Origin of the sequence: Photobacterium frigidiphilum, assembly GCF_003025615.1 — a bacterium.
Taxonomy (GTDB): Bacteria; Pseudomonadota; Gammaproteobacteria; order Enterobacterales; family Vibrionaceae; genus Photobacterium; species Photobacterium frigidiphilum.
Genome location: NZ_PYMJ01000029.1, coordinates 16,556 through 30,441, shown reverse-complemented (window position 1 = coordinate 30,441; position 13,886 = coordinate 16,556). Strand labels below are relative to the sequence as shown.

11 protein-coding genes are annotated in these 13,886 nt (G+C 43.7%); 4 read left to right on the top strand and 7 right to left on the bottom strand.

Annotation, left to right across the window (positions count from 1 at the left end; all coding sequences use genetic code 11):
• Window positions 1–48: 48 nt before the first annotated feature.
• Window positions 49–747 (bottom strand): DUF1481 domain-containing protein, encoded by a 699-nt coding sequence (locus C9J12_RS22020; protein WP_107244658.1) that lies wholly within the window; start codon window positions 745–747, stop codon window positions 49–51.
• Between the two features lie 43 nt (window positions 748–790).
• Window positions 791–1,063: a nucleoid-associated protein HU-alpha gene (gene hupA, locus C9J12_RS22015; RefSeq protein ID WP_107244657.1), complete on the bottom strand. Its 273-nt coding sequence runs from the start codon at window positions 1,061–1,063 to the stop codon at window positions 791–793.
• Window positions 1,064–1,292: 229 nt separating this feature from the next.
• On the opposite strand from hupA, the gene C9J12_RS22010 reads away from it, so the two are divergent.
• The gene (locus C9J12_RS22010) at window positions 1,293–2,348 is read left to right on the top strand and encodes a CNNM domain-containing protein (protein WP_107244656.1); all 1,056 of its coding nucleotides are present in this window, start codon (window positions 1,293–1,295) and stop codon (window positions 2,346–2,348) included.
• Window positions 2,349–2,458: 110 nt separating this feature from the next.
• On the opposite strand, the gene brnQ is transcribed toward C9J12_RS22010, so the two are convergent.
• Together brnQ and C9J12_RS22000 are read right to left on the bottom strand one after the other, a co-directional pair.
• Window positions 2,459–3,778: a branched-chain amino acid transport system II carrier protein gene (gene brnQ / locus C9J12_RS22005; RefSeq protein WP_107244655.1), complete on the bottom strand. Its 1,320-nt coding sequence runs from the start codon at window positions 3,776–3,778 to the stop codon at window positions 2,459–2,461.
• A 565-nt stretch (window positions 3,779–4,343) separates the two neighbouring features.
• Entirely contained in the window at window positions 4,344–4,931 is a 588-nt protein-coding gene (locus C9J12_RS22000) for a YjaG family protein (protein WP_107244654.1), read from the bottom strand.
• A 68-nt stretch (window positions 4,932–4,999) separates the two neighbouring features.
• Here C9J12_RS22000 and C9J12_RS21995 point away from each other — a divergent pair, with 68 nt between their 5' ends.
• Window positions 5,000–5,911 (top strand): D-2-hydroxyacid dehydrogenase, encoded by a 912-nt coding sequence (locus tag C9J12_RS21995; protein WP_107244653.1) that lies wholly within the window; start codon window positions 5,000–5,002, stop codon window positions 5,909–5,911.
• Window positions 5,912–5,921: 10 nt separating this feature from the next.
• Window positions 5,922–6,536 carry a uracil-DNA glycosylase family protein gene (locus C9J12_RS21990; protein ID WP_107244652.1) on the top strand — a complete coding sequence of 205 codons (615 nt, stop codon included), beginning with the start codon at window positions 5,922–5,924 and terminating at the stop codon, window positions 6,534–6,536.
• Window positions 6,537–6,598: 62 nt separating this feature from the next.
• On the opposite strand, the gene hemE is transcribed toward C9J12_RS21990, so the two are convergent.
• Both hemE and nudC read right to left on the bottom strand, forming a co-directional pair.
• The gene (gene hemE, locus C9J12_RS21985) at window positions 6,599–7,666 is read right to left on the bottom strand and encodes a uroporphyrinogen decarboxylase (RefSeq protein WP_107244651.1); all 1,068 of its coding nucleotides are present in this window, start codon (window positions 7,664–7,666) and stop codon (window positions 6,599–6,601) included.
• A gap of 213 nt (window positions 7,667–7,879) precedes the next feature.
• A complete protein-coding gene (gene nudC / locus C9J12_RS21980) occupies window positions 7,880–8,656 on the bottom strand; it encodes an NAD(+) diphosphatase (protein WP_170111845.1) in 777 nt (258 codons plus the stop codon).
• A gap of 204 nt (window positions 8,657–8,860) precedes the next feature.
• Here nudC and rsd point away from each other — a divergent pair, with 204 nt between their 5' ends.
• Window positions 8,861–9,343, top strand: a complete 483-nt coding sequence (gene rsd / locus C9J12_RS21975) for a sigma D regulator (protein ID WP_107244649.1) — start codon at window positions 8,861–8,863, stop codon at window positions 9,341–9,343.
• 261 nt (window positions 9,344–9,604) lie between these two features.
• On the opposite strand, the gene rpoC is transcribed toward rsd, so the two are convergent.
• On the bottom strand, window positions 9,605–13,819 hold the full coding sequence (rpoC, locus tag C9J12_RS21970; protein WP_107244648.1) for a DNA-directed RNA polymerase subunit beta': 4,215 nt from the start codon (window positions 13,817–13,819) through the stop codon (window positions 9,605–9,607).
• Window positions 13,820–13,886: the final 67 nt, after the last annotated feature.

The window sequence follows — 13,886 nt, the reverse complement described above, 5'->3', positions numbered from 1 at the left end:
ATATGTCAGCGCGTTTTTTTTATCGATTCTTAACCACAGATTTAAGTATTACTCATCCAATAATTTCGGTGGGTAAATACACTGCTGAGTATTACCTTTTAACAACAACAGTTGTTCTGCTATCAACGCTTTCTTCTGTATTTTACCGTTCACTGCCATAAAGCCATCTTGGGATTGTGCTTGTACTTGCTTCAACATTGAATCTGACAATGTTGGCTGAAAAGCGACTTCAAGCTCTCTATTGTCACCACAGCGCATGAAACGACTGCCAGCCCATCGCCCCTGAATTAATGACTTACCTTGCTTATTTTGATTCTTCACCAGATCAATCGCAGTATTGGCTTGAATCTTTAATTCAGTAAGTTGAGCATCAGATAATGGTAATACTGTATCTGCCACCGTATAACGCTGGAATACAGCATTACCTTCAGTGTCGTAACGCACATGCATTGTGAACGACTTTAATCCATCGTCATGTAATTGCGTGCCCTGGCGTTTCATCTCGCGCAACTTGCCTTCACGCCAACGATAATCAGATTGATATTGACTAGCATCGCCCCCGATTAACACTTCTGATAATTGAATCGCGCGCTTTTGTCGGTGAGAGTACCAATAGAGTGATGTCGTATCGCCAGTGATTTCACCACCAGAGATAGTTTGAATAGGTGCGATAGGGTTTTCAGGAACAGAACTAGCCACACAGCCAGTTAGAAGAAGGAAAGAAAAAAGAGGAACTAAAAGCTTCATAAAAGAAAACACCGCCAGATAATATTACCTGGCGGAGTATAGATTACTTCAGTGCATCTTTCAGTGCTTTACCGGAAACAAATGCAGGAACATTCGCTGCTGCAATTTGAATTTCTTGACCAGTCTGTGGGTTACGACCAGTACGTGCAGCACGGTGATTTACTTTAAATGTACCAAAGCCAATTAGCTGAACTTGATCGCCGTCTTTAAGCGCGCCAGTAATGCCCTCAAGAGTTGATTCCAAAGCTAGCTTAGCTTGCGCTTTTGATAGATCTGCTTTTTCTGCGATCTGGTCAATTAGTTGAGTCTTGTTCATTTGGTTTCCCCTCTAAGGTTTATGTTCTTCAGACGCCACAACTCTAATTCAAAATAAGCCCGTGTGGCAAAGGTTTGTCAGCTATCATGTGGCTATATGCGGACTCTTTAACCATAAACTGAGCGCAAGTTCACAAAACATTACAAATCTCATTAGTGAAATAGTTGTATTTCTTCCTCTCAACACCGCTTAATATAGGTCTATCTACATTTATCACTGACAGGTTTGCATGATCCTCCTTACGATTTACATCACAATTGCTATTGGTGTTTCGTTTATTTGCTCGGTTTTAGAAGCGGTTTTACTTAGTATTTCACCAACGTATATTGGTTCATTACGCCAGCAAAACCACCCTGCAGCACCGCGTTTAGCTGCCTTAAAAGAGAATATTGACCGTCCATTGGCATCTATTTTAACGCTAAATACGATTGCTCATACCGTGGGTGCAGCAACAGCAGGTGCCCAAGCAACGGTCGTATTTGGTAGTGAGTGGCTCGGTGTTTTTTCTGCCGTATTAACCTTCGGTATTCTGCTATTTTCTGAGATTATTCCAAAAACTCTCGGGGCAACCTACTGGCGTCAAATGGCACCAGCAGCGTCAACGATTCTTAATTGGATGGTGTGGGCATTAACCCCTTTTGTTTGGGTATCAGAGCAAATCACACGTCGTTTAGCTCATGGTCATGTGCAACCAAAATTACGTGATGAATTATCAGCAATGGCAATGTTAGCGAGAGAATCGGGTGAACTAGCAGAAGGTGAGTCTAAAATTCTGACCAACTTACTGCAATTCCGTGATGTGAGCGTGACCAAGATCATGACCCCTCGCCCAGTACTTTTTCGCGTTGAAGCTGAGCAGTCAATCAATACATTTTTATCAAAGCATAAAGAGAGTCCTTTTTCCCGTCCGTTGGTATACAGCGAGCAAAAAGACAATATTTTAGGCTTTGTGCATCGCCTAGAGTTATTTGCAGAAAGCCAAGCTGGCCATGGAAATAAAGAATTGGGTGCCATAATGCGCCCGATCCCAGTTGTAATGAACAACCAAAGCGTACCACAGGCATTTGAACGACTGATGACAGAACACTCTCAGCTTATTCTGGTGGTTGATGAATACGGTACTGTGCAGGGGCTAGTCACGCTAGAAGATATTTTTGAAAGCTTAGTGGGCGAAGAAATTGTCGATGAAGCCGATAAAAATACTGACATGCAGCAACTGGCCTACCAACGCTGGGAAAAATGGAAAAAACAGCACGGTGTGATTGAAAGTAAAGACGACGAATAATTTACACGCATACTAAATATTGCATACAAAAGGGACCACTAGCACTAGTGGTCCCTTTTTATTATCTGCAAGAGCATGCTGTACATTGTCGAGAAGCGTGCCTCGTTCCGTTAAGCATTCACGGCAGCAGGTGCAGGTTTATTGATAAGATATGTCATAACCAAGCCAGCCACCAGCATCACGATCGTAGGAACAATCCATCCTGCGTAATAATGGTATAACGGTACATGTTGCGTAAACCAAACATCCCACGCTTGTGGCATGCTACCCAAGATATGCGCGGCATCGAAACAACCAAAAATCAAGGCTATCGCCACCGTCATTAATACTGCAATCGGTGCGATACGATGACGTAATGGTGCAATCATCAATAACGCAATGGCAATCGGGTGCAACGCGACCACGACTGGTAATGTCACTGCCAATAACTGATCCAAGCCCACATTAGCAACTAAGCCCGCCAAAATCATCGTTACCCACACACTGCGACTGTACGACACTGAAGAGAAGGTACGGTTGTAAAACTCACTGCCCGCAGTAGTCACACCAATAGCGGTCGTTAAACATGCCAATATCATCACTAAACCCAGCAACATGGTGCCGAATACGCCGAAATGGTGATTAGTAAATGCCGTCAAAATCTCACCACCATTGGTAAAATCTGTTCCTAAATCAGCGCTGGTCGAACCGATGTAAGCTAGCGACAAGTACACCGCAGCCATGGCAGTCGCATACATCACTGCGGCAATAAAGGTGTATTTAGCGGTGGCTTTCGGACACTCCACACCCATACTTTTGATCGCGCGGAAAATTACCCAACCAAATCCGATCGAGCCCAAAGCATCCATCGTCATGTAGCCTTGGGTCAGGCCTTCTGCCAATGCACCATCAACATACGGACCTTTCGCCTGCATCACTTGACCTGCAGGAAACAAGAACGCAAAAGCTGCCATAACGGTTAAAATAACCAATAAAACAGGGGTTAGCCATTTACCAATGGTGTCGACCAATTTCCCCGGAAACAATGAGAACAAAATGGTGATAACACAGAACGCGATTGAGAATGGCACCAACACGTCACCACCAATAAATGGCGCAAAGCTGAACTGGTACGCCACGGTGATGGCACGAGGAATAACAAATGCAGGTCCAATCACGATGAACACCATCACCCAAAAGCTAGTCGCTAACGGACGAGGTAAAGCCGCAGTCAGGTTATCTGAACCTTTCACCAAAGCGACAATAATCAACGCCAACGCAGGCAGCCCCACACCAGTTAACAGGAAACCCGTCATGCCCGATAGGAAATGTTCACCGGCTTGAAACCCCAAGAATGGCGGGAAGATCAAGTTTCCAGCCCCTAAATACATGGCAAAAGTCATGAATCCTAAGGCTGCGATATTGCGCCCGGTTAATACGTTGGTAGACATAATGTTCCTCGATACAGCTGTTTGTTTAAGCTTGGAGGAAACTAGGAGGGAGCTTGAATGTAGAATATTACCCTGCCAGCTTCTTCACAAGCCGACAGAAAAAAGATATAGCCTGTCAGCCCCGAATGAGTTTCAGAGAGAGTAAGAGGAGCACGCGAATACCAACAGCAAGGTAACTGTTGTTATTTACGGTTTTCAAAAAAGCGGATGCTTTCATGCTCATTCCTACACGACAAGTAATGACGTAATTAATAGTTAAGATGACAAGGCAATGCCTCATCGATTACCTCCAGTTATAAACGCCTTTACGATCACAATTCAAGTGACAATATTAAATAAGTTGATTGGAACAAATAAGAACCAACAACCAGTCAATTAAACTGCTTTTAGTGTTACCAATTGGAATATTACACTTAACTAACGATTAACAAATTTACGTCAAAGTGATTTCCCCAATATGAATCGTCATTTTTTCGCTTTAGTCCTTATCAACCAGACGTAAAAAAGGAGCCATTAGGCTCCTCTTTTAAATATTGCTCAGTCACTCGTTCATGACTATCGTGGTTTACAGCGCAATACCAATGTTGCTGACTTGCTCATCACGTAATTCTTCACGTAGGCTTTTAATCAACTCGATATCACGTCGTTCAGCTTCTTTTAGTGCACGGAAAATAGCCCACTGGACATCCCATTCTTCACAAACTGCTTCGTTATCTTTTTGGTTTTCGTTTGTTATCTCAATACCCGTTTGAGCAAACTCAAGATCAGCAACCGTTTCTGCAGATAAGCTACTGATCTTTTCTAGTGTCTCAAGCATTAGATCACGATCTAACATCGCATGCAGTAGATCAGCAAGTGCAACACAAGCATCAATCGCAGGGTAAACCGCATAAAGATCATAATCAGCAGCACTTGGCACCAAGTCTTCTAATCTTTCTAGCTGACCTTCAAAATTAATTTTGGCACTCTTAACTGTCAATATTTCCCAAATACTGTCTACAATCACACGGTATTTTTGCGCTTCTGCGAATTTAGTTTCTTCACAAAATAAAGCAAAATTAGGATACATACGCTCACACAGTGAGACCATAAAAGTCAGGTGTTGCCATGGTTCTAGTTTTTCGACGCGAAGCTGAACAGGATTTTTAAGCATGGGATAATCTACGATAGTGATTTACAAGGGAGTTTAATGCATAACTCGCCCGCACAAAAGGAAAAGCGATGAACAAAGTACTGATTGTATCTCGACAACAAGCGACCTATCATCAATTAATCAAACAAGCACAATTACCACACTTGGAAATCACCAATGATCCCAAGCAAGCCTCGATAATACTAGCAGATCCTCCCAAGATCGCCCGACAATTAGATAGCTACCCAGCACTACGCTGGCTACAGTCCACTTTTGCAGGTATCGATGCCCTAATTAAACCTGAATTACGTCAAGACTATCAATTAACCAACATTCGCGGGCATTTTGGTCAACTCATTGCGGAATATGTTATCGGGTTAACGCTTAATTACACACGTCATTTCAGCCTTTATCACACGCAACAACACGCGGGAGTATGGCTGCCACAGCCTTATTGCTCTTTAACCAGCCAAACCATGGTGATATTAGGCACAGGTTCTATCGGTAGCCATTTAGCTCAGGTAGCAAGCGCACTCGGCATTAAAGTAATAGGCGTTAATCGATCGGGTATATCCGATACTGTTGCGTTTGATCAGGTTTACTCCCTATCAAACCTGACAGATGCCCTAGCTAAGGCAACGATTGTTGTTTCAACCTTACCTGCCACACTTAACACAGACCAACTGCTTAATGCTGGTACTTTGGCGCACTGTAATCACGTTTTACTGTTCAATGTAGGTCGTGGTAATGCCGTGTGTGAGCATGGGTTACTGGATGCGCTAGAGAAAAACTCAGTTCAACATGCTTTTCTGGATGTTTTCAATCAAGAGCCACTCGCACAGAATCATCCATTCTGGGAGCATGACAAAATTACGGTTACTCCTCACATAGCTGCCGAAAGCTTTCCTGAACAGGTATTCGATATTTTTCAAGGCAACTATTTGCGTTTTATTGCCAATCAACCATTACATTGCAAAGTTGATTTTGACAAAGGGTATTGAGGCTTACAGTATGGCGAAACATCTTGATAACATGCTCGATCAGATACGACACTGCGAGATCTGCAAGGATCATCTTCTTGCAGGGCCACGCCCGATCATTCAAGCACATTCACAAGCAAGGTTGATGATTATTGGTCAAGCTCCGGGGCTTAAAGTCCATGAGACTGGCACTCCCTGGAACGATCCCAGTGGCGATAGATTACGCCGTTGGTTAAACCTCGATAAAGATACCTTTTACGATGCCCAACAAATAGCCATTATGCCGATGGGGTTGTGCTACCCCGGAAAAGGAAAGTCAGGTGATTTACCACCGCGACCAGAATGTGCACCACAGTGGCATCATCAAGTTTTACCCTTATTACCCAATATCGGCATGACATTAGTCATTGGGCAATACGCGCAAAACTATTATCTCGACAATAAGCCTAAAACACTCACTGAAACTGTGCGAGCTTGGCGTCAATGGGCACCTCAGTATATTCCCATGCCCCACCCTTCACCACGCAATACACTGTGGTTAAAGAGGAACCCATGGTTTGAAGAAGATGTTGTGCCATACATCAGAGAGTATGTTCACCAGCATTTAGATAAACAGAGGATAGAAGTAACAAATGATAAAAAATAAGCACAAAAAAGCCCACGTAATAAGTCACGTGGGCTCTAGCTTAAAACATTAACTGTGTCGTATTACTTGTGGTATGGCTTAGACAGCTCATGCACAGCATCAACGAACACACCTGCATTTTCAGGCGGCACATCTAAGTGGATACCATGACCAAGATTAAAGACGTGACCTGTACCTTCATCGCCATAACCTTCAAGAATCGTCGCGACTTCTTGGCGAATACGCTCTGGTTGTGCATATAAAATCGATGGATCCATATTGCCTTGAAGGGCAACTTTGTCTCCTACTCGACGATTAGCGTCAGCAATATTAATCGTCCAATCAAGACCTATCGCATCACAGCCTGTTGCTGCAATTTGCTCTAACCACATACCGCCATTTTTAGTAAATAGCGTAACAGGAACACGACGTCCATCGTTTTCACGGATCAGGCCATCAACGATTTTATGCATATAGCGTAGCGAGAACTCGTTATAGTCACTTGGTGTTAATACACCACCCCAAGTATCAAATACCATAACCGATTGCGCACCAGCTTTGATTTGCGCATTCAAGTATTCAACAACGCTATCTGCTAACTTATCAAGTAATAAATGTAGCGTTGCAGGTTCTGCATACATCATTTTCTTGATCTTAGTGAAGGCTTTAGAGCTACCACCTTCAACCATGTAAGTCGCTAAGGTCCATGGGCTACCAGAGAAGCCAATTAGTGGCACTTCACCTTGTAGATCTTTACGAATTTGGCGTACGGCATTCATTACATATTGTAATTCGCCTTCCGGATCAGGTAGACCGATCTTATCTACATCTGCTTTACAGGTGATAGGACGCTCAAATTTAGGCCCTTCACCCGCTTCAAAATACAAACCTAATCCCATTGCATCTGGAATAGTTAAAATATCGGAGAAGAGAATCGCTGCATCCAAAGGAAAACGACGTAGTGGTTGAAGCGTTACTTCACTCGCTAGTTCCGCGTTCTTACATAGCGACATAAAGTCACCAGCAACGCTACGTGTCGCACGGTATTCTGGCAAGTAACGGCCAGCCTGACGCATCATCCATACGGGTGTGCAATCTACCGGCTGCTTTAATAACGCACGTAGGTAGCGGTCATTCTTTAATTCGCTCATTCGAAACTCCATGGATAAATTCTGGGGCGTATTGTATCACTCATCGACTACAACAAAAGAGCCTGATTGTTAAGCCGATCATGTTTATTACAACAAATTTGAAACACTATTTTCGATTCAGTATGAAGCTTAAAACAAATTCGACTCATGAATAGTTATAATTAAAGCATCGTGAATTCCACTCATCGAACCGAATCCCTTGTTTAAAGGTTCTTATATATGTTTAGTGCCTTTTATTAGATCAAGTGTCTCATCGATAAGCACTCGTGCAATCGTGCCTTTAGGAGCGATTGCAGGTAGCTCAGTCGCCTTTGCCCAAATCGCATCACTCAATTCTTCATAATCAGGCCTTAGCTCACCGCTTTCATAATCAGCTAAAAACGCCATCATAATGTTAGAAGGAAATGCCCAAGGCTGACTCGAAAAATAGCGAATATTGTGCACCTGAATGCCTGTCTCTTCTTCAACTTCCCGCGCAACACATTGCTCTAATGTTTCGCCAGCTTCAACAAAACCAGCAATGACAGTATATATCCCCGTTTTATGTCGCGGGTGCTGTGCCAATAATATTTGATCGTTTTTGCGCACAGCAACAATGATACAAGGCGATACTCGAGGGTACTGCGCATTACTACATTGTTGGCATACCATTGCAAATTGATCACCCGCCAATACCGCCGCTCCACCACAAACAGAACAAAAGCCCTGTGTATGCAACATATGAGAAAGCTGTGTTGCCCTTCCGGCTAAATCAAACAACGTCTGATCGATACCTAATAATTCTCTTTGTGTATAAAAATCATCATTATGCGAACAATCACTGGCTTCTAGCCAGTAAACAGGGTGATCTAAATATTCACCAATTACTCGTGCTGAGTCGGTATTAAATATTAATTCTGACTCTTCCAATAGTGGAATCGCATTATCTAATAGATATAATTTGCGATCATTTACCACACACCAATAAGCTAATTCTCGTTTATTTAACATCAATGTTACATCCATCCTTGCAGGGTATCGGTTTTACTGGCAATCTAACTACATAACGGATTTTAAGTCCGTATAACAAGGCTCTCTTTTTAAAGAGATTCATCAGTAATTGTACTGAGTCGCCTTTGTTTTGAAATACGTATTTTATAATACCTATTTTTAACCAATATCGTCATAGTGCAAATAGATCATGAGGGTATGGTCATGTTAAGTAAATTTGAGCAAGTTCAACAACAGTGGGGCGGTACGAGTGATGTTATCGATCACTGGCTGGTGTCCCGGCAGCAATTACTGATCGACTACTGTAAATTGGCCGGTCTCCCCCCCTTCGAAAGGAACACACGCCAATTACCTACCTCTTCACAGCTACAACTCTTTTGCCAACAAGTTGTCGATTATATTTCAGCAGGTCATTTCAAAATCTATGATATGGTCATGGAAAAGTGGAATACGGCAGGATATTCACCAACAGAAGACATTTCACTGCTTTACGCGAGCATCACTCAAACAACCGATCCGATTCTTAATTTCACCGATCGTTATAGCGATATCGCCGAAGAAAATACGCTGACAGATTTAGATAAAGACCTGTCTTCAATTGGTGAATTGCTAGAATTGCGATTTGGTCTTGAAGATAGCCTGATTGAATTAATTAGCGAAAGTTTAGCGTGCCCACCAGGCGCTTAATCAAACTCTGATCTAAACAGCTAAAAACTAAGAAGCAGCTTATACGCTGTTTCTTAGCGTGACTCCTCCACCAGCCCTTCATCGCCCAGCACTGAAACATTCGTGTTTTCCTCTTTGCGCCTCAAGTAATTATGCTGCTAACTATCAATTTCACCAACTAAACTATTTACACGGTCATAGCGAATAATGATTACCCAATTGCCAGAAACAAAAAAGGCACCCCGAAGGATGCCTTTTTTAGCTAACACTAAACAACAATGATTAATCGTCGCTTAGGCCTGCGTTAAGTAGTGCAGCTAGGTCTTGAGATGCTTGTTCAGCATCAACCTGAGGTGCTACTGGCTCTAGCTCAGCATTACGTTCGTTCTGACGACGCTGGTGGTAAGAGAAACCTGTACCCGCTGGAATTAGACGACCAACGATTACGTTTTCTTTCAGACCACGTAACGGATCACGCTTACCAGAAACAGCTGCTTCTGTAAGTACGCGAGTTGTTTCCTGGAACGACGCTGCAGAGATAAACGACTCAGTTGCAAGCGATGCTTTTGTGATACCTAATAGGTCACGGCTGAATGTTACGATGTCTTTACCATCAGCTTCTAGTTGACGGTTCGCAATATTCACGCGAGAGAACTCAACCTGTTCGCCAGGTAGGAATTCTGAACCACCAGCCTTAACGATAGTAACCTTACGTAGCATCTGACGAATGATAGTCTCAATGTGCTTATCATTAATCTTAACGCCTTGTAGACGGTATACTTCCTGAACCTCGTTTACGATGTACTCAGCAACTGCGTGGACACCACGTAGACGCAAGATATCGTGCGGAGCTTCTGGACCATCTGCGATTACATCGCCACATTCAACTTTTTCGCCTTCGAATACGTTAAGCTGACGCCACTTGTGGATCATCTCTTCGTATGGTTGACCTTCACTTGGAGTGATGATCAAACGACGCTTACCTTTAGTTTCTTTACCGAAAGAAACAGCACCTGTGATTTCCGCTAGGATTGCAGGCTCTTTAGGCTTACGTGCTTCGAACAAGTCAGCAACTCGTGGTAGACCACCCGTGATATCTCGAGTACCGCCTGATTCCTGAGGAATACGCGATAAGATGTCACCGATGCCAACTAGAGCACTATCTTCAAGTTGAACAATCGCTTTACCAGGTAAGAAGTATTGAGCTGGCATATCAGTACCAGGGATCATTACATCGTTACCTTTGTCGTCAACTAGCTTAACCGTTGGACGCATATCTTTACCGGCACTAGTACGCTCTGCAGCATCTAGAATAACGATAGAAGATAGGCCTGTTAGCTCATCAGTTTGACGAGAAACAGTTACACCATCGATAAAGTCAACGAACTGAACACGACCAGCCACTTCAGTGATGATTGGCATTGTGTGCGGGTCCCAGTTAGCTACAGTATCACCCTGCACTACTGAATCGCCGTCACCTTTGCTCAAAATCGAACCGTAAGGAAGCTTGTAGCTTTCTTTAGTACGACCGAACTCATCAATCACTGTCATTACTGACGCACGAGAAGTAATTACTAACTTGCTTTCGCTGTTAATAACGAACTTCGCATTGTGCAGACGCATTGAACCAGTGCTCTTAACCTGGATGTTGTTTTCTGCTGCTGCACGAGATGCCGCACCACCGATGTGGAACGTACGCATCGTTAGCTGCGTACCCGGTTCACCGATTGACTGTGCAGCGACAACGCCAACTGCTTCACCAGTATTAATCAAGTGACCACGCGCTAGATCGCGACCGTAACAGAACTTACAACAACCGAAGTCATTCTCACACGTTACTACTGAACGTACTTTAACTTGGTCAACTGAGTTGTCTTCCAACAAGTCACACCACTTCTCATCAAGAAGCGTGTTACGTGGAGCAAGAACTTCATCAGTACCAGGCTTAAGCACATCTTCAGCAACAACACGACCCAGAACGCGGTCACCAAGCTGCTCTTTAACATCACCACCCTCGATAAGAGGAGTCATGGTAATACCAGCGTACGTACCACAATCATCAGCAGTGATTACAACATCTTGTGCAACATCTACTAAACGACGTGTTAGGTAACCGGAGTTAGCTGTCTTAAGTGCCGTATCCGCAAGACCCTTACGAGCACCGTGAGTAGAGATGAAGTACTGTAGTACGTTCAGACCTTCACGGAAGTTCGCTGTTATCGGTGTTTCGATGATTGAGCCATCTGGCTTAGCCATCAAACCACGCATACCTGCTAGCTGACGAATCTGTGCTGCAGAACCACGAGCACCAGAATCGGCCATCATGTATACGCTGTTAAACGATTTCTGCTGCTCTTCTTTACCGTCACGGTTAATAACAGTATCGACAGACAAGTTATCCATCATCGCTTTAGCAACTTGCTCATTCGCCGTTGCCCAGATATCGATAACTTTGTTGTAACGTTCGCCGGCAGTTACAAGACCAGATTGGAACTGCTCTTGAATTTCTGCAACTTCTGCTTCCGCTTCTGCAATCTTGGTGTACTTTTCTTTAGGGATCAACATGTCGTCGATACCAACAGATACACCAGAAAGTGCTGCGTATGCAAAACCTGTATACATAATTTGGTCAGCAAAGACTACTGTCTCTTTCATGCCCAATTTACGGTAACACGTATTCAATAGGGTAGAGATTTGCTTCTTACCTAGTGCTTCAGTGTTTACAAGGCTGTACGGAAGACCTTTAGGAACGATCTGCCATAAGATTGCACGACCAACAGTAGTATCAATTAGCCCAGTTTCTGAAGACAAGTTACCTTGTTCATCATAAGCGTACTGAGTGATACGAACTTTAACGCGAGCATGTAACACTGCATTCTTAGTACGGTAAGCTTTCTCTGCTTCTGCAGGTCCAGCTAGGTACATGCCTTCACCCTTCGCGTTGATTTTCTCACGCGTCATGTAGTAAAGACCCAATACAACATCCTGAGAAGGTACGATGATTGGATCACCGGACGCTGGAGATAGGATGTTATTGGTAGACATCATTAGCGCACGAGCTTCAAGCTGTGCTTCCAGAGTTAGAGGTACGTGTACCGCCATCTGGTCACCATCGAAGTCGGCGTTATATGCCGCACACACTAGTGGGTGAAGCTGAATCGCTTTACCTTCGATTAGTACTGGTTCAAATGCCTGAATACCCAAACGGTGCAATGTTGGTGCACGGTTTAGCATTACTGGGTGTTCGCGAATAACTTCATCTAGGATATCCCAAACAACAGCTTCTTCACGCTCAACCATCTTCTTAGCAGCTTTAATTGTAGTCGCAAGACCACGAGCTTCTAGCTTACCGTAGATGAATGGTTTAAATAGCTCTAGTGCCATCTTCTTAGGAAGACCACACTGATGCAAACGCAGGTATGGACCTACGGTGATAACAGAACGACCAGAGTAGTCAACACGCTTACCAAGAAGGTTCTGACGGAAACGACCCTGCTTACCTTTGATCATATCAGCCAAAGATTTCAAAGGACGCTTGTTAGAACCAGTGATAGCGCGGCCACGACGACCGTTATCAAGCAATGCATCAACAGATTCCTGAAGCATACGCTTTTCGTTACGTACGATAATATCAGGAGCAGCCAGGTCTAATAGACGCTTAAGACGGTTGTTACGGTTAATTACGCGACGGTACAGATCATTCAGATCTGAAGTAGCGAAACGGCCGCCATCTAGCGGTACCAACGGACGTAGATCCGGCGGTAGAACTGGTAGTACAGACAGGATCATCCACTCTGGGTTGTTTCCTGAAAGTAAGAATGCTTCTACAAGCTTAAGGCGCTTGGTTAGTTTTTTACGCTTAGTTTCAGAATTAGTTTCTTCTAATTCTTCACGCATAAGATCGATTTCAGCATTTAGGTCCATGTTGCCTAATAGTGCTTTAACCGCTTCTGCGCCCATCTTAGCGTCAAATTCGTCGCCCCATTCTTCAAGTGCATCCAAGTACTGCTCTTCTGAAAGCAGTTGGCTACGCTCAAGATTGGTCATGCCTGGTTCAATTACTACGTAAGATTCGAAGTAAAGTACACGCTCAATATCACGTAGAGGCATGTCCATTAACAAACCGATACGAGATGGCAGTGATTTTAAGAACCAGATATGTGCAACTGGTGAAGCAAGCTCAATGTGACCCATACGCTCACGGCGTACTTTAGTCTGAGTAACTTCAACACCACATTTTTCACAAATAACACCACGGTGCTTTAGGCGTTTGTATTTGCCACAAAGACATTCGTAGTCTTTTACCGGGCCAAAAATACGTGCACAGAAAAGACCGTCACGTTCAGGCTTAAAGGTACGGTAGTTGATGGTTTCTGGCTTTTTAACTTCACCAAAAGACCATGAACGAATCATGTCAGGTGAAGCAAGACCGATTTTGATAGCATCAAATTCTTCGGTCTTATGTTGCGCTTTCAGAAACTTAAGTAAGTCTTTCACATTCGGCCCCTGTGAGGAGTTGACCCATAAAGGCGCCAGTCTGCTGGCGCCTTCATATTCATACCGG